This is a genomic window from Olivibacter ginsenosidimutans (assembly GCF_039542865.1).
GTDB classification, from domain to species: Bacteria; Bacteroidota; Bacteroidia; order Sphingobacteriales; family Sphingobacteriaceae; genus Olivibacter; species Olivibacter ginsenosidimutans.
This window is the reverse complement of sequence record NZ_BAABIQ010000005.1, coordinates 399,715-420,451: the sequence shown is the minus strand read 5'-3', so window position 1 is coordinate 420,451 and position 20,737 is coordinate 399,715. Positions and strand designations below refer to the sequence as shown.

Here is a 20,737-nt window from a genome sequence, read left to right as displayed (position 1 = left end):
TGTTAATCTACTTTTGCTGCTTGTCTAGTTGTTTTCTTTACCTGTTTTTTTGCCTCTGTACCGGCGCTATCGTCTGCGAAGGCCCTGCTAATGAGCGAAAGCTGTTGCGCATTATGCTGCTTAGAATAGCCCGTTGCAGTACTGCCGCTTTCCTTACGGGAAATCACATCTAATTCTACGCTCGTTTTACGATATTTCCGACAGATGTGTGGCCAAGCGCCCATATTTTCGGGTTCTTCCTGTACCCAATAAAAATGCGTTGCATTTTTATATTTATTACGAATGCCCCGAATTTTATCTGTTGGCGTAGGGTATAACTGTTCTACACGCACAATTGCCACATCCTTACGCTCATCATCCTGTTGTTTTTGCAGTAAATCATAATAGATTTTACCCGTACAGAATAGCACTCGTTTTACATCTGCATTTTTCACATAAGTATCGTCTATAATTTCCTGAAATTGACCTTCGGTAAAATCGGTCAATTTGCTGACCACCTTCGGATGCCGAAGCAAGCTCTTTGGAGTGAACACAACTAAAGGCTTTCTAAAATCGCGTTGTAGCTGGCGACGCAGCAAATGAAAGAAATTGGCAGGCGTAGTACAATTTGCTACCTGAATATTATTTTCCGCGCAAGCTTCCAAGAAACGCTCAACCCGTCCAGAAGAGTGTTCTGGCCCTTGGCCTTCATAACCATGAGGTAATAACATCACCAAACCATTGGAACGTTTCCACTTCGTTTCCGCACTAACCAGATATTGATCGACAATAATTTGGGCCCCATTAAAGAAGTCACCAAATTGTGCTTCCCAAACCGTTAAACACTGCGGATTAGCTAGCGCGTAACCATATTCAAATCCCAACACACCATATTCAGAAAGCAAGGAATTGTAGATATCAAATTTAACATCCCCTCCGTTAATCTGCCGTAAAGGGATATATTCCTCTTCTGAATCTTCTAAGGTAATTACCGCGTGCCGATGGGAAAATGTTCCGCGTTCTACATCTTGCCCCGAGATGCGCACCCTGGAACCTTCAGCAAGCAAGGTACCATAAGCCATTAATTCGCCCATAGCCCAATCATAACTATCGTCCTCAATCATTTTATACCGAGCTTCAAATAAGCGGGCTGTCTTGTTGAAGAATTTTTTATCCTTGGGTAATACCGTAATTGTCTTTGCGATAGCTAAAAACTGCTTCTTATCAACGCCTGTTTTAACAGGTTTAAAGATATCTTCGTATTTAGCTGGTTTTAGTCCTTTCCAAGCGCCCGAAAACATGGGGTTGGATTCACTGAGGTTTTCTTCTTCCTTAGATTCATCTAACCGTTGCTGCAACAAAGCCTTGAAATCTTTCTCCATTTCCTTAGCCAGGTTAGCATCAACGCTTCCTTGCTCCATTAGTTTTTTATTATAGATTTCCCTCGGATCGGGATGGGAGGCAATAGCCTTATATAATTTAGGTTGGGTAAATTTCGGTTCGTCTGCTTCGTTGTGCCCGTATCTCCGATAACACAACAGATCAATATACACATCTGTATGGTAACGTTGACGATATTCTACAGCCATATTAATCGCAAACACAACAGCCTCTACATCATCTCCATTAACATGGAATACTGGCGACAGTGTAACTTTCGCCAAATCTGTACAATAGGTAGATGAGCGGGCATCTTTATAATTCGTGGTAAAACCGATTTGATTATTGATGACAACATGGATGGTCCCTCCAGTAGAATACCCGTCCAATTTGGACATCTGTGCCACCTCGTAAACAATACCTTGTCCGGCAATAGCGGCATCACCATGAATTAAAATAGGAGCAATTTTTAACTTATCCCCATCATATTTCATGTCAATTTTAGAGCGCACTAAACCTTCAACTACTGGATCTACCGTTTCCAAATGTGATGGATTGGGACATAAGCTCAAATGAACATCTTTACCACTATGGGTCTTAATATCTGTTGAAAAACCTAAATGGTATTTTACATCTCCACCAAAATCAGGATCGGCTAACTGAGTTGCATAGGTTTTTCCTTCAAATTCGGAAAAGATATCTTTATAGGTCTTACCCATGATATTGGCCAGCACATTCAACCGACCGCGATGGGCCATCCCAATAACAAACTCCTGAATGCCGAGATCGGCTCCTATTTCAATAACAGAATCTAAGGCTGGAATAACGGTTTCAGCGCCTTCTAGTGAGAAGCGCCTCTGTCCTAAAAACTTTGTACCTAAAAAGTTTTCAAAGACCACGGCTTCATTCAACTTTTGAAGAATACGCTTTTTCTTTTCTAACGGAAAATCAGGTTTATTCCGTGTACCTTCCATGTGCTGGAGCAGCCATTTGATCTTTTCCGGATGACGGATATAAGTAAATTCAGCACCAATCGATTGGCAATAGGTCTCTTCTATTAATTGTCGAATATCCCTTAATTTAGCGGGGCCCAAGCCTACTTCCACCCCTGCATTAAACACGGTATCCATATCGGCCTCAGAAAGGCCAAATGTTTCCAGTTCTTTACCGGGATAATAAGGCCTACGTTCACGAACAGGATTGGTTTTTGTAAATAGATGCCCACGATCCCGATAACCGTTAATCATATTGAGGACACGAATTTCTTTTAAGGCATGCTCAGAAACATCTCCACCCCCAACCGGTCGCCCACCACCTTCGATTTGCTCACCGAATTCAAATCCTTCAAAAAATTTTTGCCATCCAAAATCGACCGAATCAGGGTCTTCTTTATACGCTTTATACAGCGCCTCTATGTAACTTGAGTCTGCGTTACTAAGATATGAAAGTCTGTCCATTTACTTTATAATACGATGTGCTGACAAAGTTATAAAATATCTGACATAATGTGCATTAAATCAAACTTAATTATATTATCAACACAAAAAATTTTGCTGTTTTTAAAATGCTTTTGCTTTTTGGGAACTAACAAATAAGTCGCCTAAATGTTTAATCCCGTTGGCGCTGTTTTGATATTCCCCCAGCGTTCCACATAAGCTCCATCTGGATCCAATAACGCCTGGATTTTTTTGATGTCTTTAACGCCATTATCTTTTACGCTGCTTCCAACTCCGGCCACATGTGCCCAATTGCCATAATTGGAGGCCGGACTGTAGTCGATCAGCTTGTCCTCAAAATAAGCCGCACCGAATAAATGGTTTATACCCAAGTCGTTAACCAGGTAATGCGCCGCTAGTATACGAGCAGGATAAGGTATAAAACCTATCGTATTTAACTGATGCATAATAGCATTAACCGTAGCATCTGTTGTCTTACCATTTTTCCAATGATCAAATTTACTTGCTGAAAACTTTTCTGTAGCTACGAAATTGTTTGAAAAACCATTCGCCAGGAAAAATTTATTACCATGTTTTTTGAACATAAACCTAAAATAATCTCTCCATAGCAGACCGAAAACGATAGTTTGTACAATTTTTTTTGACAATCCATCAGCCTCAGCAGCTTTTACAGTATGGTATACAGTATGGGGCGACAAGCAGCCTAAAGCGATCCATGGTGATAGCAATGTTCCGTCATTTGCGGGGAATTCATCTATTAAATGGTTGCTGGTATCACTTAGTACAGCATCCAACTGCTTCAGTCCTTCGTGTTCCCCTCCTTTAAAGGGGGAAGCTTGTGCCAATGCAATCTGCTGATCCGTATAGCCTAACGCTGTTAACGTTGGTATCGTACTCCGTTCCAACTCCTCTGGAACATCAATCGTCGTAGGCGTTGCTACCATTGGCCTAATAGCCGTTTCCCGTTCAATCTTTTTCCTAAACGTCGCAAAGGCATCGGGTATATCCTTTATCGGGAAAGGGAGATCCTCTTTATGGTATAAGGTGTGCCCTATAAAATGCCTTAAATTTAATCGTTTTTTCCATAGGGCTTCTTCCACTAAAGAGGAAACATCAGTTTCTTCTTTAGCCACCTCCCGATGGTGGTAAACCTCTTTCACTTGATAACGCTCTGCCAAGGTTGGCAGAATTTCTTCAGGATAACCAGATGCGACCAGCAAATCAGCCCCCAGCTGTTGTAAAGAATGCTTTAAATCGTGTACGCTTTCTACAATAAATTTTGCCCGGATAACACCCGTTTTTTGCGTTTTATCGGAAAGTGCGATAAATTGCCGGGGATCAAACACGTACACCGGCACTACCTTGTCTGCCTTAGCCAATGCTTGCCATAAAATTTCGTTATCACGTACACGCAAGTCATTTCGGAACCAAACAAGGATTGTGTCTTTATTCATACTTATGCAAGGGAAGTCTTTTAAGCTCAAATATACTGGTTTTTAAATTCATAAAACAAACTTTAGCGTTTTGTGCCCAAGCTTTGACATGATATTAACAAATTGGTCGTACCAAGTATCAAGATGCGCGGTCAGCTTTCAGAAATCAGCTTTCTGCTATAAAGCGTTTTGCTATTTACAACGCGTTACTGATCAATGAAAACGTAAAAGCTTTCCCCTAAAAAATAATCTTGTGTCTTGCTACCTCGTATCATATGTCTAGAAGAAAGTTTTTTCTTTTTAAACAGAAAGAACAATATAATTGTAATATTAAAAGAAAGACATAGGCCTAACGGAAAATGAATATATTAATTACCGGACTAAATAATTATCTAGGAAAGCGACTGGCATTACACCTTGCAGACGAGGGCTATAGGCTTTCTTGCCTAGTACGGAATGAAAAATACTTTTTAGAAACGACAGAAAATCATCCAAATTTATCCATTATTACCGGTGATTTGGTTCGTGAGCGATATACCCCAACGATAGCAGACGACATCGATGTGGCCGTTTACCTCAGCCAAGATTCTGCCGAATGGGGAGAGCAATATAAAAATCTAGAATTGCTTTCTTTAATCAATTTCATTAAACAGGCAAGGAAAAGCAATAGTCAACAATTGATCTATATTACTCGTTTACGTGCCCCATTTATACCGGAAGTACAGCAGATCTTAATTGATAGTTATATGACCTATACCATTGTGCGCATTAGTAACATTATTGGTAAAGGATCTATTTTGATGGAAATGATGAAAAAAATAAGCACTCGTTTATTCATTTTTGCCAATCAGCGCTTGGTCAAAATGCGTGCGCAGCCCATAGCCTTACAAGATTTATTAACGTATTTAAATTTTATCATATTAAATCCTGCGGCGTTTAATCAGCACTTTGATATCGGAGGCCCCGACATATTAAGTTATAAAGAGATGTTAAAAGCGTATATGAAATTGCAAAAAATACATCGTCCTATCATTGCATTGCCTAGCTTGAGCAACCGCTTATCGGCTATTTTTATCAGCCTGTCTACAGGTGTAAGTGTACCAACCGCACGTGCTTTCGGGGAAAATATCAACGAAGATCTGCTCTGTGAAGATAACCATATCCACGACCTTTTCCCTCATGAGTGTCTAACGTTCGAGCAAGCTGTCCAAGTTGCCTTAACCTAAATGCCATATGCCTATATCAACTCAGCATACCGTATTGATCACCGGCGCATCAGGGATGGTTGGACAGGCCTTAATCCGTACACTTGTAGAGAAAGGTTATCGCGTACATGCCCTCGTTCGAACAAGTATACCCGATACGCAGCATATTCGCTATTTCTTTTGGGATGTAGAAAAAAACATTATCGATCAAACGTGCATCGCCAATGTCGAAACGATTATACATCTCGCCGGAGCGCCTATTGGAAAGTTGCCTTGGAGCAGCAACATAAGAAAACAAATTTTGAATAGCAGAATAGACAGTTTAGCATTGGTATATAAATTACTTTCGACTACCGAACATGACCTAAAAACACTCATTTCTGCATCCGCAACCGGCTATTATGGTCATCGTGGAAACGAATGGTTGACAGAAGATCAAGCACCTGCAGATGATTTTTTGGGACAGACCTGCTTAGCTTGGGAACAGTTGGTAGCGCAAGGAAAATTATATGGTTTAAGAACGGTATCGCTACGGACGGGTATTGTTTTAGCGAAAGACAAAGGCGCACTTCCTTTAATAGCCTCCTCCATAAAAAAAGGTTTTGGTGCTGCATTAGGAACCGGTAATCAGTACCTTCCATGGATACACTTGGAAGATGTCGTTCAAGCCTATCTATTTGCCTTAGAACACGATGATTTACAGGGGGCCTATAATTTAACAGCTCCTGAAGCGGTGACCAATAAGCAATTTACCAAGGCGATAGCTGATCTATTTCAAAAGCCGCTATGGCTTCCATCCATTCCTGCTTTTCTGTTAAGAATGGTATTGGGAAAAATGAGTGAATTGTTATTGGATAGCGCACGGATTTCACCACAAAAAATTATCCAAGCTGGCTTTCAATTTAAATACTCTACACTGGAAGCAGCTTTGCATAATATTCTTGGCAAAGCGTAGCAGGATGAATAGAGCGAAATTGGATTCACAAGCGTTATGAACTCTGAAACTTATCGTCCATTGAAGCATCTACAAAAAATGTAGCAACAATAGTATTGAATTGTTAGTTGTCTTTTACAGACACTTTGAATTCCATTGCACTAAAGGGCACTCCACCTCCCGCATATCCGTAGGCTAAGTTTGACGGAGTAAAGAAATGAACATCCCCTCCTTTATTGATTTTTGGAATAATTTCTTGCCATGCCTTCACAAGATTTTTCGGTACAAGGTTAGTTGAATCCGATGTTTCAATNCGGCAGTTATCGTTGAGTCCACGCCTATTTCTTTCCCTTCTCCTTGTTTACCAATATGATAATAAATACCATTTTCCGTTTTTTCAAAATCGGCTAATTTCAAGCCCAAAGCTTCTATCCTTTTCCGAATAGATACATCCTCATACGCCGGCATACTGGCACTATCAATCACCCGGATTACAAAATCCATAGAAGCAATTGCCATTTTATAGCAATCCAAAAGCCCGATAACGGGTTTTTGGGAATTGTATGGGAGAATTAAATAGTTGTCGGATTGTTAGGAACACCCTGACTCCAAATTCTAAAAGAAGATGCAAATCTCTTAGGATTTCGACCAAAAACATTAATGAGAGTAAAGGTATAGGGGCCTTTTGTACTACCTTTTTGCCAATCTAACTCAGAACCACCTAGAAGCGTATATCCTGGCTGAAGTGGTGGTACGTTTTCTTCGAAAACATCGTATTTTATTTTAACATCAAACGCTGTCTTGTTTGCACCCCAACCAAATATCTTTTTTGATTCTTGATTGACATACAAACTATATATTGATGATGATTTATTATACGCATCGCTTGGATATAAATCATGAATCAACTTAATAATCAATCGCCTATCGTTGTCGTCATTGTAATAAGTTTCATTGAAAAAGACTCCTCCATTAAATGAGCCATTCCATTGAAAATTATAACCAGATGACGCTGCGACGTTTGTCGATAAACTACTTCTCTGTGAAGCAGGAACAAGAATTGCATCTTGGGTTTTTAAATCCACCATTCTTATAAGACCGAACAAAAACACCTTTTATCGAATCCGTTCTTTCGAATGATTTGGCATAATCTATCCGATTATTATTATCCGGTGAAACTAAAATCCATCGATCCTCCGTAAGAATATTTAATGAATCCCCCACCTTAAACTGACCGTCTTTATTTACAAAATTACTTATTACAGGGGAAGCAAAGACTTCTGTTATACTGGTATCCTTAGTTATTAAAACGACTTCATGATATTTGGTTTCAAACTCAGACAATTTCTCAATAGTGTTAACTGAATCAAAAGCATCCTGAGCTCTTTAAAATACCACTTTATATGAATCAAAACCTGGATGCGATTTCACCCATTGCTTATATTGCTCAGGAGAAAAACTTGATATTTGTCGAATGGTAGATTTAAGGACATCTGAATTTTTGAATACCAACATTCCATTGCTAACAGTAATGTCCTCATTTAATTCATCAAGGTCATTTGCTTCTAAACTCTGATTCTTTTTACAAGAGAAACAAAAGGCTGCAATTACAAGAATAAAAACAAGCTTAAAGTTTAAAAATTTCATATCATTTGAATTTAGTTTCTGCCAAAGTACTAATCTATATAGCCTTCACAAAGAAATTTACACATACAATACTCTAGCTTACACCAAAAACGTTTTGGCTACACATAAAAAAACAGCATATTGACCCTTAGGATTACCAAAACATATTGGTTTTGGAACCAGCTTGCATGTAACAAGAAAAAATGATTCTCTGTTGATTGACTTTTAGTTCATAATCATAGTAAATGGAAGATAGTAATGGAATAAAAACGATTTTAAACCTCAATTGATATTGAGGTTACAAGAATCCACATTTTCCCGTGTTATAGAATACAAAAAGCCCAATAATGGGCTTTGAAAACGTATAAAAAGCTTGAGTTGCTAATTATCTTTTATCGAGAACTTGTACTCCATTGTGCAAAAAGGCGTAGGACCATTGGTATATCCGTACCCTTCTTTTGAGGGTGCAAAAAAATGAACATCACCGCCTTTATTAATCTTAGGAATGATCTCCTGCCAGGCTTTTGGCTGATCTTTTAAAACAAGTCTGGTAGAATCAGATTGAGCAGCTTCTGTTCCATTAAATAGCGTAAGACTATAAGCGGCAGTTATCGTTGAGTCCACGCCTATTTCTTTCCCTTCTCCTTGTTTACCAATATGATAATAAATACCATTTTCCGTTTTTTCAAAATCGGCTAATTTCAAGCCCAAAGCTTCTATCCTCTTCCGAATAGATACATCCTCATACGCCGGCATACTGGCACTATCAATCACCCGGATTACAAAATCCATAGAAGCATTGGGAGGAATGCCCAAATCACTATCGCCATTACGTCCATAACTTAATAAACGCGACGGAACCAATACCCTGATTTTCCCGTCTGTTTTTTTCAGTGCCTGACGAAGCACCATTTTCAACCCTTCGTCTTTCTCTAAAGAGCCTTGATAATTTGGGTTGTTAGCAATAGTAGAACCTTGGGGTGATTGCCCTAAGAAATAACCCAAATAATCCATATATCGGCTAGCAGAAGCAAAGGTATCGGTTACACTGTATGTACCATCGAATGATCGTACGGTATAGACTAAAGGATACCTTCCGGTATAGGACAAGTCATTCCCTTTTCCTTCCTCTAAAACCTGGTAAAACATCCCAGTATTTCCCAAAGCTTCCACCTGTAGGTTATTTTCCCGAATATATGCCTCCATATTCTGCGTATCCAATTCTTCTATACTGGTATATTCTTGCTTCTTACAAGCGCTAAAAACAACCAACCCCAACAAACTCCATAAGGACATTCTTTTTATCGAAAGGTTCATATAATTTATTCTCGTTTTTTATCGACGCTGTTGCGTATTATTCTGTCTTTGTAGGTTCTTTAACTTCTTTAATATCCAAAATCTCCATCTCATAATCCAATGGAGAATTTTCTTTCACCAAGCCATGGCTTTGATTTTGATACCCAAATACTGAAGGCGTAATGACCCTAATCTTGGCACCCTTTTTTAATCCACCTTCGAATAAACCGCCTACCGCTTTCGGATAGAAAGCCAGTTGCCACGCTTGCACCTGTCCAGGCCCGGTTTCAGAAGGTAAAAGAGATACATAAGGAATAGAATCGGCATCGGTATTCTGCTCAAATAAGGTACTGTCTAATAGCCTTCCGGTATACTTTACCTTAACTTGCATATTTTTTAAACGCACTTCACCGGGCATAGATAATGTATCTAAATAATCTACGGCAGTCTTGCCAGAATCGAGGAGCGCATACCAAATACCTGTTTCCTGGTTCAGCCGAATAGAATCATCTGATAACGCTTGTCTGGTAACATAGGCAGACAACAAAGGAGCTTCGCGTTCCAAAACCGATTGCCTATCATATACGTCGACCTCCTCCTTATCGCAAGAAGCTGCCATAAGTCCGACAACGAGGGTCAGAAAGAGCAAGTAAAGTTTACGCATATTAACCAATTAATTCCGTACAGATGCTTCTTGCAAAGGTATTGAATTAATTGGTTAAATGCACAACTTAACATTTTTTAACACTGATTAATGTGCAGCGGCCATATCTACTTTTCCACTTGCATTTTTTAACATTAAGATGAACGGTACGCAAATCAAAAACATAACGCCGATGTATAGAAAAACATCCATATAGGAGAGCACCGATACTTGTCCCATAACGGATCCGTCCATTGCTTGCAACGCTGCAGCTTTGGCTGTATTAGGCGCCATGCCGTGATGCATAAAATTAGCGACCAATCCCTGGTATTTCTGTTGGAAAAGCGGATTGTTCGGATCGATATGTCGAATCATATCGCTTCGATGCAAGGCATTTTGCCGGGTCATAAAGGTCGTAATTAATGCGATACCGAATGACCCTCCCAACTGACGCATCATTCCGGTAAAAGCTGCTCCTTGTCCGATCTCCTGCCCTCTCAAGGTTGAAAGCGACAATGTCGTTACAGGAATAAATAGCATACTCATAGCCAGTCCACGTAACATTAACATCCAAAAGAAAGCATCAGCACCTGTGTCTGGCGTAATAATCCTGTATCCCCAGAAACAGAAGGCAAAGAACAAGAACATACCCAATGCCGCCAAATATTTTTGTTTGACACCTCTTTGCAAAATCTGTCCAATAATAGGCATCATAAAGGCAGTGGTTAATGAGGATGGCACCATAAGCAACCCAGCTTGATAGGCCGTCCAACCCAAGTTATTTTGGGTGTATAAGGGGATGATAAAAGTCGATCCATATAAACCGAAACCCATAATAAAGGAAAGGATCGTACCAACCCGTAAATTCGCATTCCGTAGTACTTTCAGTTCGACAATTGGATTCTTAATCGTCCACTCTCGCCATATAAATAAATACAGAAAGAGCACACAACAAACCGTAAAGGCTAGGATCATGCTACTATTAAACCAATCTTCTTCTTGTCCACGCTCCAATACAAATTGTAAGGAGCCAACAGCAGCAGCTAAGAAAACGATACCCCACCAATCAATTTCGCTAGCTGATTTTTTCTCGCCGTATTTTGGACTTTTTACGAACCGCAAGGTCAACATAGCCGCAATGACACCAATGGGGATGTTGATATAAAAAATATAAGGCCAACTGTAGTTTTCTACGATATATCCTCCTAGGGGCGGACCAAGGGTTGGCCCGACAATTACTCCCAATCCATAAATCGCTTGCGCCATCCCTCTTTTTTCGATGGGATAAACTTCAGTAATAATCGTTTGAGAGGTTACCAATAGTGCTCCACCGCCAACACCTTGCAAAAAGCGGAAAAGTACCAATTCCCATAAAGACGTTGCATTACCACAAAGAAATGAACAAACGGTAAATAAGATAATTGACGCAGCAAAATAGTTCCGTCGGCCAAACTGCTGGGAAAAAAAACTGGTTAAAGGAACCACAATAACGTTACCGATAGCATAGGCCGTAATTACCCAACCAATTTCGCTCAAGGTAGCCCCCATATTACCACGCATATCGTTCAAGGCCACATTGATAATGGTCGTATCTACAATCTCCAATAAGGCACATAACACCGCCGTAATGGTGATAATTACCCGCCGCCAACCGTACTCTACTAATGAATTTTGTTCCATTATTTAATTTTTTGTTATCTGTTGCAGCAGGTTGTGATCAGTAACGCGTGATCAATACCTGCATAGCTTATTATTTTCACGCATCACTCAATGCTATTTACCACTGTCCAAATGCACATCTACCACAACGTTCATCCCTGCACGGATTTTTTCCATAAGAGCAGAACTTTGGTTATCATTAAAATCAATCCGCACCGGTACCCGTTGCACCACCTTCACAAAGTTACCCGAAGCATTATCCGGAGGCAATAAGGCTTGCGCTGCTCCAGTAGCTGGAGAGAAAGAACCTATGGTGCCTTCTAACGTAGAATCAGGATAGGCATCCACTTTGATCGCTACTTTTTGGCCTACCTTCATTTTGGTTAACTGTGTTTCTTTAAAATTCGCTATGACCCATTTATCATTCACGGGTACAATGTTAAACAATGACTGTCCGGCCGACAAAAATTGCCCTGGTTGTAAGTTGACTTTCCCAACTTGTCCGTCAATAGCAGCTGTAATAACCGTATACGATAAATTTAGTTCAGCGGTTTCTACTCCTGCTTCGCTTTGCTTAATAGCTGCCGCCGCTACGGATGCCTGACTGTTGCTCACCGATTTTTGGCGGCCCACCGCAGCAGCCTGCCTTGCCGCAGATTGCTTCTGTGTTTCCAATACATCCAATTGGCGTTGGGCCAACTGCTTAGTAGCTAAAGCCTGCTCATATTGCTGTTGGGTAATGCTATGATCCTTAATTAGGTTTTCGTAGCGTTCAAAATCTCTTTCTGCTCGCCAAAGGTTCACCTTAGCGGATTCGATTTGTGCCTGCACCGTATTGACGTTTACTTCAGAAGCGCTGATGTTCGCTTGTGCCACTTCGATACCAGCCCCTGCAACATGAGCGTTACTTTTAGCGGATGCCAAAGCTGCCTCGGCTTGGTCCAAAGCAACCCGATAATCACGATCGTCCAAAATCACCAAGGTATCTCCCTTGTGAACAACGTAGTTATCTTTTACCCTTACTTCTTTAATGTATCCCGCAACTCTTGGGATAACGGGACTGATGGTGGATACAATTTGCGCATCATCCGTCTCTTCATGCTTTTGTGCGTGCAGGTATTTTATTACACCATAGGTGCCGCCTACCAGAATTAAAACAATAAAAACAATGGCGAAGCCTTTATTTCCTGATTTTTTTTCAGGTGCTTGATCTTTATTTTGATTATTGGTTTCCATGCTTCTTATGATAAAAATATTTCAATGATTCACTTGATTAATTATTGGCCTTACTCGCCCACATTCACGCCAGCACTTTCGTATAATTTATGATAAGCGACAACCGCATCTGCCTTGGCATATTCATAGTCAATACCTGCCTGTAATCGAGCTACGTCAGCATCCAATAAATCAGTTGTAGTGGCTAAGCTATTGTCATATTTATTTTTAGTAATGCGATAATTCTCATTGGCCTGCTCAACTGCCTTTTCATAAACTTGAATTTTTTTCAAGGTCTGGTTATAATCTTGAAAAGCTTTATGGATCTCACTTCTGATATCATCACTTAATTGCTCATGGCTCCATGTTAATTGCTCTTCTCTTTCTTGGGCTTGTTTTACCTTTGCCCCAGCTTTATATAACGCTCCCAAATTGTAGGATAGACCAACCCCTGCATTAACGGCATTTGTTACTGTAAGCGCATGCGGAATATTCGCTGCTACGTATCCAGCACTTAAGGCCAACGAAGGATAATAAGCGCCTTTGGCAATTTTCACCCCTGCACCAGCCGCTTCCTGACGTTGGCTCAACGCTTTGTAATCTGCACGGTTGCTTAAGGCTAAGGTTTCCCAGTCACTCAACCCCCGTGTCAACTCCTGCGCCTTCAACCCTGTGCTATCCAATACCAATACAGTTGACTCATCCAGCCCTAGTAACAGGTTAAAATTGTAATTAGCAATTTTTTCGTTATTTTCTGCAGTTAGCAACGACAATTCCAGATTGCTCTCCTGCAGTTGTACCTTTAATAGATCATTTCGGGCCACTAAACCATTGGCTTCCATGTTGGTGAAATCTTTTACACGTTGTTGAGAGGATTTCAAGTTCTCTTTTACCAGTTTTACGGCGGCTTGTGACTTATACAGATTATAATACGCTTCAACCGTATTTTGAATCACTTTTTGCCGATCACGTTCTGCATCTAACGTTGTTGCCTTTTCCAAAAACTTTGCGGATGCTATCCCATTGCTTATCGTACCTCCTGCAAAAATGGGTAACGATGCGCTTGCCATTCCAAACATAACCTGATTAACCTCCGGTGTACTCCCTTCTTCGTCACTACTTCCATCACCAGAATCACTGTTGTCTCCAAACTTAATATCTAAATTAGGTTTGTTCACCCGCAGATACTGACCAGAAACGTCAATATCTGGCAAACGATTGTCTTTTGCTTCCCGAACTGCCGCTATAGCCTCTCGCACTTTGCTATCCGATATTTTCAGTTCTTTGCTATGGGTTAGCCCTAAGGCAATAGCCGAATCTAAACCAAGCGCTCGGTGTTCTTGTGCCCATATCGTATTAGGCCCCATGGCTACTAATAAGCAAAAACTCCATACGAAATAATTCACTCGTTTTATTATGTTATCCATTTGAATCCTTTTTATGCGTTATCTGTAGAATTACTGTGTGTTAAATAAGCCGTAAACATCTGTTTAAGGTGCTTACGCAAGATTTCAATATTCTTCTTTTTAAATGCTTCCCGCTCTTCATCGTTTAACTTGGCATGTTTTGCTTCATATCTACAATTCGCCAGCAACTGGTTTACACTACCAATTAATACGGAAGAAAGAAAGAATACATTTACATCTTTACGAAAAACCCCAATGCGTTGTCCGCTTTTTACCGCCCGTTCAACCAATTTCCTATTCTTGGTTTTCATGTCTAAAATCATATCAAACAGCGGCCCATCATGAATAATACTAGCCTCGCGTGTCATCAAGCGATTGAATAATTGCCTACTGTACAAGGTGTCAATAAAAACGTCGATGATCCGATCTACTTTTTCGAAAGCTGAACTTTCCTTTTCATACAAAATATTCTCTAACATATTCGTGATGAAAGTGAAATGTTTCGAAAAAAGCGCTTCCAATAACTTATCTTTGGAACCAAAGTAATAGGAAACCATGGCAACATTAACGTCCGCAGCAAAGGCAATATCCCGTATAGACGTTTTATCATAACCTTTCTCCGCAAACAGCTTTAGGGCGGTATCCATAATCAAAAGCTGCTTCTCACTATATTCATTCATTGCCCATCAAAAATTTTGATCGTGCAAAATTAAACAAACGTTTAATTCAAACAAGCGTTTAATTAATAGTAACTCACAACAAGAAGTAACATACTGATTACTAAGTATTTACAATTGTCAACTTTTTGTAAATTAAAGAATATTCAAGAAACCCATGATCGGACTAGATTAATCTGCCTTTGATCACTAAGGTTTTCGCTAGTTTGTCGTGAAAACATTGTTGTTTCCGGTCAAGAAAACCGGCAAGATATCCAACGCCTAGGGTGAGTATGCAAGTAAGTTTGGCTACATTTCGCCATAAGGCCCTACCAAAGCCTATCGGATTGCCTCTCGTATCAGTCACTTTAATTTGGAGTAACAGCTTCCCCGGTGAAGCATTTTTTGCCGAACCTTCACCTAGGACATTCAGCATAAATTTGAGAACGGGCACAAGGATTAAACCAAAAAGCAACAGCTGTCCTTGTTCCAGTTTTTCACTAGCTAGCATCAGATAAGCAAAGGCGATCATACAATAGATCGCAAAAGCAAAAAAATAGTCAATCGCCGCCGCTAACAGGCGTATATCCAGCGTAGCATAATATTGAGGCAAGGTGCGCTCGTAGAGCACGCCAAGCTCCACACTAAGATCGGGAATCTCCCGTAACTCTTTATAATCATCCCAGCCTTCTTCTTTTATGAAGTCGGTACCTGTTAAATGCATCTCCTTTAGCTGTGTTAAACTAAATGGTCCGGACGGTTTGCCCTGCTGTATGATATAGTATGCTGTCAACGTAGAAAGTAAAAATTTAAAAGTAAAAAAGTTTTAAGTAGTACGTTTTAAGCCAAATTCAGCAATAAGCTATACACCGTATGCTTTAAGCGATCTATATAGCCAGCAAGACCATAAAATCGGCAAATGCTTATTGCTTAAAGCCTAAAGCGTAATGCGGGGTTAAGCGCATACTGATAACGTAGAACTTAATACTTACAAAAAAAGTCTTGATACTTGATACTGATGTCTTGATACGAATAACTAACAACTAATACCTTCTTACCGTAAAAGAGCTTAAACCACCTTTCAGGTTGATTAAGAATTTTTCTGTTGCCTGATTAACGTTTTCGGTTACATAGGTATCGTCATCTTCCTTTATAAAACCGGGAAATTCTTTGGAAGATAAACCCGACTTAATAAAAATTCGTGCAGCTGCCGTTTTAGGGATTTCGATCTCTACATTCGCTACACCCGATTCCGCGTCAACAACCGTTTCACCAATGGGCATACCCAGCCTCGTTTCAAAGGAAGCCGCTCCTCCTTTTAATGTTAGGTGTTTAACCTTATACGGGCTTAAATCAAACTCCACAGCTCCTGCGCCCACATCTATGCGTATATCCCAAAGGGGATGTTCATTTAAGGCCATCAGCACCTCATTATTGTCATCTTTTAAATCCCATGATTTCTTTTTTTTGGTATTTTTCATTTGAAAATTGACCGTTGCCACGGAATCACTTTTTGTTGTTTGCAGGAAATGCTTTGAAAAACGTCCTTTCGTTTCAGCACTAAAAAGATCCGTAGTAAGACCTTTCATTTTGTATGCTACGGCTCCCCCTTTAATTTCTAGATTAGCTTGTTTAATAGTGGGGTCATAAGGACTAGCAAAATTGGCCGTCTTACTCCCTCCTGTGGTATCCTCATCCATAGTGTCCGCATCATCATCTTGATAGGATACATGCATCCCGGGTATAGGCAACCAACTATTGCTTGGTTTAGACGCCTGATAACCGATAAAAGCTAACGCAGCAATGGTGATCACCACCGAAATCACATTACCTATTCTTTGTCGCGGGAGCATGAGGTTGACCCCTAGTATAATCAGGAACACCGGCCAAAAACGCCAAAGACTAAACCAGTGAAAAGAAATTGTCCCTGTATTACTTAACAGCCACATGATACCTATAAACAACAGTACCAGGCCCCAATTCAATCTGTCTCTATTCATTTCAATAATATTATCAGCCTTCGGCTATCTTTATCAGTGGCTATAAGCCTAAGCTTCCAAGCTTAAGCTCATTCTTTTCAGGTGTTATTTTCCAATGCGTCGTGAATCACCTTGTTAGGTGATTACATTGGCTAATCATCACATTGACTAATAAACCCCTCAACTATTCAACAATATAACAACTCAACTACTAAACATCCAAATCAAGTGGTCTAATGACGAGTTCATCCACATTTGCTCCTCCGCTTATGGTTAAACACATTAACACAGCTTGGGCAATATCATCGGCAGCAACAAATTTCGCTTCCGGAATATCAACCCCTTCCCATGATGCAGTATAAGTCGAGCCTGGAATAATCTCGGTTACTTTAACGCCATGAACCCCAAACTCTTGCCTTAACACAGCTGTTAGACCATGAACGGCATACTTTGTTACACTATAGGATGCCGCCTTTGCAAAAGGTTGTTTTCCGGCAATGGAGCCTATATTAAAAATATGGCCACTTCCTTTCGCACACATACGCCTTCCAAAAAAGACCGAAAGATAATGTGTACAGAGTACATTAATCGCTAAATGTTCGGAGAGATTTTGCTCATCTTCATCCAAAAATTTTCCCGGTTTGAACAGGCCTACATTGTTGACTAAAATACCTATGTATGGAAATACGCGAATAGTATCATTGGCCAAAGCTTTTACCTGCAATTGATCACGACAATCTACCACCCGATAGGCTACCTGTACATTGGGGTTCAGCCATCGTAATTCTTCTGTTAATGCCTGAAGGTCCTTCGCTGTCCGTGCAACAAGCATTAAATGGCACCCCTCTTGTGCCAATGCAAAAGCAATACGTTTACCAATACCCTTTGTCGCTCCGGTAATAAGTGCATAATTTCCTTTAATCATGTCGTTGTTCTTCGCTATTGGTTGATTTATTGATCCGCTATTCTAAAGGCAAACTTACCATTTATACCTGAAATGTAAGCTAACTTAGCAGACTGTTCACGTATGGCTATTTACGAGCCTTCATTATTGCGATATTGCCACACAAACAAACTTAGGTAATCAGCGTTTTATATGCAAGTTACAAAAACGACATAGCTGAATTGGATATCAAAGCAATTTTATATAAGTTTGGTGAGGTTATGTTTTTTTCCAGATTATAATTTTTATGTTTTTTACAAGCTTTGGTCAATACCTTTTACTCTTAAAAGCGGTTTTTAAAAAACCCGAAAAAGGCAGCATTTATTGGAAAGAGATTATGCATGAGATGAATAGCATCGGCGTAGGCTCTCTTGGACTTGTGGGTATCATTTCCACCTTTATTGGCGCTGTCATGACGATGCAAATTGCCTTCCAGCTTGTATCAGATCTGATTCCCAATTCCATTATCGGACAGATCAATCGGGATTCCAGCATACTAGAACTCAGTCCAACGATTTCTGCTTTAGTACTGGCAGGCAAAGTTGGTTCCTCCATTTCCTCTCAAATTGGTTCGATGCGGGTTACAGAACAAATAGACGCCTTGGAAATTATGGGAATTAATGCCCCGGGTTACCTTATTCTTCCTAAAATTATCGCTGGCATCACGATGGTGCCTATATTGGTTATTCTTTCCATTTTTCTGGCCTTAACGGGTGGATTAATTGGCGGAGCACTCTCTGGCGCGGTAACACCAGCCGACTATATCTTGGGCATTACCGGCGAGTTTAACGGTTATACGGTATCGGTGGCATTAGTTAAGGCTTTTGTCTTTGGTTTTGTCATTACCTCTATCGCTGCTTACCATGGTTTTTATGTTAAAGGAGGAGCCTTAGAGGTAGGACAAGCAAGCACCAAAAGTGTCGTTATCAGCTGTATTACCATTTTAGCGGCCGATTACGTCATTACGGCCTTGATGCTTTAGTGCAGAAAGCCAAGTTTAAAGATATAAGACATAAGTAGCAAGACCCAAGACCACTTTAGCGAAATTAATAAAGCAAAAAGTATAAAGCCAAGAGCTTTTAGAAATTACTTGATACTTGATACTTGATACTTGATACTTGATACTTGATACTTAAAAAAATGATTGAAATACACGATATTTATAAATCTTTTGGGAGTAACGATGTGCTGAAAGGTATATCGGCCAATTTTGAGCCTGGAAAAATTAGTTTAATTATTGGAGGATCTGGTTCGGGCAAAAGTACCTTATTAAAATGTATGGTCGGACTACATGAACCAGATAAGGGCAAAGTATTGTATCAAGAACAAGACTTCACGCGGATGAATACAGAAGAACGTATCCCCATTCGCAAAGAGATCGGTATGCTTTTCCAAAACTCGGCTTTATTCGACTCGATGACCGTTGAGGAGAACATCACCTTTCCGCTGCAGATGTTCAGCGATATGAGCAAAAAAGAGCGAGTTGAACGGGCTAATTTCTGTTTAGAAAGAGTAAACTTGGAAGGGCGTAACAACTTATTCCCAGCAGAACTCTCTGGAGGGATGAAGAAACGGGTGGGTATTGCGCGGGCGATAGCCATGACACCTAAGTATTTATTTTGTGATGAACCCAATTCGGGATTAGATCCCAGAACCTCCATTGTGATTGATGAACTTATCCAAGATATTACCGAAGAATATAAGACGACTACGGTTGTTGTAACCCATGATATGAACTCGGTGATGGGTATCGGTCAATATATTCTCTTCCTTTACCAAGGAGAAAAAAGGTGGGAAGGTTCTAATAAGGAGATTGCCCATTCTGACGTGGAAGAACTAAACGACTTTGTTTTCGCAAGTCCGTTTATGAAGATTGCCAAAGAGAAGTTTTAGTGAAGGAATAGTGAACAAGTTAACAAGTGAGAGAAAATCTGGAAACCAGTTAACCTGTCAAACTACCTATTCCCAAGTTCCCTGCTAACTCTTAAATTTATTTATCTTTGCCAAAAAAACAACGTTTTGGCAAAGACATCCAGCATACAGCTTCTAACACCTCAGTATTGGAAAGACTATGAATTGATCGATTCAGGTTATTTTGAAAAATTGGAACGGTTTGGCGATTTAGTGTTGATTCGTCCGGAGCCACAAGCCGTTTGGTCAAAAGCTTTACCCGAAAGCGAGTGGAATAAACGACACCATATCCGCTTCAAGGGGCGCTCTGCTACTACGGGCGATTGGTTAAAAAAGAATCCCAAAACGGCCGACAGATGGCATATTACCTATAAGAATCCAGAGGTAGAAATTAAATTCAGGCTCGGCCTTACCTCTTTTAAACATGTCGGTATATTTCCCGAACAGGCTGTTAACTGGGACTACATCTCTTCCACTATTAAATCTTTTCGCACGCCGCAACCCAAAGTATTGAATTTATTTGCTTATACAGGAGGCGCTTCTTTAATCGCCAAAGCCGCTGGTGCAGATACAACCCATGTAGATTCGATTAAACAGGTGGTAACCTGGGCCAATGAAAATCAGGAACTATCTGGATTAAATAATATCCGTTGGGTGGTAGAAGATGCCTTAAAATTCGTCAAACGGGAATTGAAAAGAGGCAATACCTACCACGGCATTATCCTCGATCCACCTGCCTATGGCCATGGCCCTAAAGGAGAAAAGTGGAAATTAGAAGATCATATCTCAGAAATGATGCAGGATGTCGTGCAATTATTGGATCCCAAAGAACACTTTTTAATCTTAAACACCTATTCCTTAGGCTTTTCCTCCGTAATTGTCGAGAATTTAATCCGCAGTGCCTTCCCTGCAGTTCGGAATTTAGAAACCGGCGAATTGTATCTTCAAGCTACTTCCGGGAATAAACTACCTTTGGGTGTGTTTGGAAAGTTTAGAACTTAACCCGGCAGTTTTC

At 40.2% G+C, this 20,737-nt stretch carries 19 protein-coding genes; 5 read left to right on the top strand and 14 right to left on the bottom strand.

What is annotated here, in order from left to right; translation table 11 throughout:
* Positions 1-2 precede the first annotated feature (2 nt).
* Together ABD930_RS05330 and ABD930_RS05325 are read right to left on the bottom strand one after the other, a co-directional pair.
* The gene (locus tag ABD930_RS05330; RefSeq protein WP_345230668.1) at positions 3-2,816 is read right to left on the bottom strand and encodes a 2-oxoglutarate dehydrogenase E1 component; all 2,814 of its coding nucleotides are present in this window, start codon (positions 2,814-2,816) and stop codon (positions 3-5) included.
* Between the two features lie 143 nt (positions 2,817-2,959).
* A complete protein-coding gene (locus ABD930_RS05325; protein WP_345230667.1) occupies positions 2,960-4,270 on the bottom strand; it encodes a DASH family cryptochrome in 1,311 nt (436 codons plus the stop codon).
* Between the two features lie 338 nt (positions 4,271-4,608).
* On the opposite strand from ABD930_RS05325, the gene ABD930_RS05320 reads away from it, so the two are divergent.
* Together ABD930_RS05320 and ABD930_RS05315 are read left to right on the top strand one after the other, a co-directional pair.
* The gene (locus ABD930_RS05320) at positions 4,609-5,475 is read left to right on the top strand and encodes a Rossmann-fold NAD(P)-binding domain-containing protein (protein WP_345230666.1); all 867 of its coding nucleotides are present in this window, start codon (positions 4,609-4,611) and stop codon (positions 5,473-5,475) included.
* Positions 5,476-5,482: 7 nt separating this feature from the next.
* A complete protein-coding gene (locus tag ABD930_RS05315) occupies positions 5,483-6,409 on the top strand; it encodes a TIGR01777 family oxidoreductase (RefSeq protein WP_345230665.1) in 927 nt (308 codons plus the stop codon).
* Between the two features lie 103 nt (positions 6,410-6,512).
* Here ABD930_RS05315 and ABD930_RS05310 read toward each other — a convergent pair whose 3' ends face one another.
* The 12 genes from ABD930_RS05310 to ABD930_RS05255 form a co-directional block, all read right to left on the bottom strand.
* A complete protein-coding gene (locus tag ABD930_RS05310; RefSeq protein ID WP_345230664.1) occupies positions 6,513-6,659 on the bottom strand; it encodes an FKBP-type peptidyl-prolyl cis-trans isomerase in 147 nt (48 codons plus the stop codon).
* Between the two features lie 301 nt (positions 6,660-6,960).
* Complete coding sequence (locus ABD930_RS05305; RefSeq protein ID WP_345230663.1) at positions 6,961-7,476, bottom strand: hypothetical protein; 516 nt, start codon at positions 7,474-7,476, stop codon at positions 6,961-6,963.
* Between the two features lie 298 nt (positions 7,477-7,774).
* Positions 7,775-8,035, bottom strand: coding sequence for a hypothetical protein (locus ABD930_RS05300; protein WP_345230662.1), 261 nt, complete (start codon positions 8,033-8,035; stop codon positions 7,775-7,777).
* A 360-nt stretch (positions 8,036-8,395) separates the two neighbouring features.
* Positions 8,396-9,310, bottom strand: coding sequence for an FKBP-type peptidyl-prolyl cis-trans isomerase (locus ABD930_RS05295; RefSeq protein WP_345230661.1), 915 nt, complete (start codon positions 9,308-9,310; stop codon positions 8,396-8,398).
* Between the two features lie 58 nt (positions 9,311-9,368).
* Positions 9,369-9,974 carry an FKBP-type peptidyl-prolyl cis-trans isomerase gene (locus tag ABD930_RS05290; protein WP_345230660.1) on the bottom strand — a complete coding sequence of 202 codons (606 nt, stop codon included), beginning with the start codon at positions 9,972-9,974 and terminating at the stop codon, positions 9,369-9,371.
* A gap of 87 nt (positions 9,975-10,061) precedes the next feature.
* Positions 10,062-11,633, bottom strand: a complete 1,572-nt coding sequence (locus ABD930_RS05285) for a DHA2 family efflux MFS transporter permease subunit (RefSeq protein ID WP_345230659.1) — start codon at positions 11,631-11,633, stop codon at positions 10,062-10,064.
* 93 nt (positions 11,634-11,726) lie between these two features.
* Positions 11,727-12,848: an HlyD family secretion protein gene (locus ABD930_RS05280; protein WP_345230658.1), complete on the bottom strand. Its 1,122-nt coding sequence runs from the start codon at positions 12,846-12,848 to the stop codon at positions 11,727-11,729.
* Between the two features lie 50 nt (positions 12,849-12,898).
* On the bottom strand, positions 12,899-14,254 hold the full coding sequence (locus ABD930_RS05275) for a TolC family protein (RefSeq protein WP_345230657.1): 1,356 nt from the start codon (positions 14,252-14,254) through the stop codon (positions 12,899-12,901).
* Between the two features lie 11 nt (positions 14,255-14,265).
* Positions 14,266-14,913, bottom strand: a complete 648-nt coding sequence (locus ABD930_RS05270; protein WP_345230656.1) for a TetR/AcrR family transcriptional regulator — start codon at positions 14,911-14,913, stop codon at positions 14,266-14,268.
* Between the two features lie 163 nt (positions 14,914-15,076).
* The gene (locus ABD930_RS05265; protein WP_345230655.1) at positions 15,077-15,682 is read right to left on the bottom strand and encodes an RDD family protein; all 606 of its coding nucleotides are present in this window, start codon (positions 15,680-15,682) and stop codon (positions 15,077-15,079) included.
* Positions 15,683-15,932: 250 nt separating this feature from the next.
* Positions 15,933-16,889 (bottom strand): LiaF transmembrane domain-containing protein, encoded by a 957-nt coding sequence (locus tag ABD930_RS05260; RefSeq protein ID WP_345230654.1) that lies wholly within the window; start codon positions 16,887-16,889, stop codon positions 15,933-15,935.
* Between the two features lie 190 nt (positions 16,890-17,079).
* Positions 17,080-17,793, bottom strand: a complete 714-nt coding sequence (locus tag ABD930_RS05255; RefSeq protein WP_345230653.1) for an SDR family oxidoreductase — start codon at positions 17,791-17,793, stop codon at positions 17,080-17,082.
* A 265-nt stretch (positions 17,794-18,058) separates the two neighbouring features.
* Between ABD930_RS05255 and ABD930_RS05250 the strand changes: the two genes are divergently transcribed.
* From ABD930_RS05250 to ABD930_RS05240, 3 genes are all read left to right on the top strand, one after another.
* On the top strand, positions 18,059-18,793 hold the full coding sequence (locus tag ABD930_RS05250; RefSeq protein ID WP_345230652.1) for an MlaE family ABC transporter permease: 735 nt from the start codon (positions 18,059-18,061) through the stop codon (positions 18,791-18,793).
* Positions 18,794-18,951: 158 nt separating this feature from the next.
* Positions 18,952-19,704, top strand: a complete 753-nt coding sequence (locus tag ABD930_RS05245) for an ABC transporter ATP-binding protein (protein WP_345230651.1) — start codon at positions 18,952-18,954, stop codon at positions 19,702-19,704.
* 126 nt (positions 19,705-19,830) lie between these two features.
* Positions 19,831-20,724 (top strand): class I SAM-dependent methyltransferase, encoded by an 894-nt coding sequence (locus ABD930_RS05240; RefSeq protein ID WP_345230650.1) that lies wholly within the window; start codon positions 19,831-19,833, stop codon positions 20,722-20,724.
* The last annotated feature ends 13 nt before the right edge of the window (positions 20,725-20,737 follow it).

Coding starts and splice junctions, on each gene's coding strand:
- ABD930_RS05280 (WP_345230658.1), bottom strand. CDS start 12,848: ATGGAAACCAATAATCAAAATAAAGATCAAGCACCTGAAAAAAAATCA.
- ABD930_RS05305 (WP_345230663.1), bottom strand. CDS start 7,476: ATGGTGGATTTAAAAACCCAAGATGCAATTCTTGTTCCTGCTTCACAG.
- ABD930_RS05270 (WP_345230656.1), bottom strand. CDS start 14,913: ATGAATGAATATAGTGAGAAGCAGCTTTTGATTATGGATACCGCCCTA.
- ABD930_RS05285 (WP_345230659.1), bottom strand. CDS start 11,633: ATGGAACAAAATTCATTAGTAGAGTACGGTTGGCGGCGGGTAATTATC.
- ABD930_RS05245 (WP_345230651.1), top strand. CDS start 18,952: ATGATTGAAATACACGATATTTATAAATCTTTTGGGAGTAACGATGTG.
- ABD930_RS05295 (WP_345230661.1), bottom strand. CDS start 9,310: ATGTCCTTATGGAGTTTGTTGGGGTTGGTTGTTTTTAGCGCTTGTAAG.
- ABD930_RS05260 (WP_345230654.1), bottom strand. CDS start 16,889: ATGAATAGAGACAGATTGAATTGGGGCCTGGTACTGTTGTTTATAGGT.
- ABD930_RS05290 (WP_345230660.1), bottom strand. CDS start 9,974: ATGCGTAAACTTTACTTGCTCTTTCTGACCCTCGTTGTCGGACTTATG.
- ABD930_RS05250 (WP_345230652.1), top strand. CDS start 18,059: ATGTTTTTTACAAGCTTTGGTCAATACCTTTTACTCTTAAAAGCGGTT.
- ABD930_RS05315 (WP_345230665.1), top strand. CDS start 5,483: ATGCCTATATCAACTCAGCATACCGTATTGATCACCGGCGCATCAGGG.
- ABD930_RS05300 (WP_345230662.1), bottom strand. CDS start 8,035: ATGAAATTTTTAAACTTTAAGCTTGTTTTTATTCTTGTAATTGCAGCC.
- ABD930_RS05255 (WP_345230653.1), bottom strand. CDS start 17,793: ATGATTAAAGGAAATTATGCACTTATTACCGGAGCGACAAAGGGTATT.
- ABD930_RS05275 (WP_345230657.1), bottom strand. CDS start 14,254: ATGGATAACATAATAAAACGAGTGAATTATTTCGTATGGAGTTTTTGC.
- ABD930_RS05330 (WP_345230668.1), bottom strand. CDS start 2,816: ATGGACAGACTTTCATATCTTAGTAACGCAGACTCAAGTTACATAGAG.
- ABD930_RS05325 (WP_345230667.1), bottom strand. CDS start 4,270: ATGAATAAAGACACAATCCTTGTTTGGTTCCGAAATGACTTGCGTGTA.
- ABD930_RS05320 (WP_345230666.1), top strand. CDS start 4,609: ATGAATATATTAATTACCGGACTAAATAATTATCTAGGAAAGCGACTG.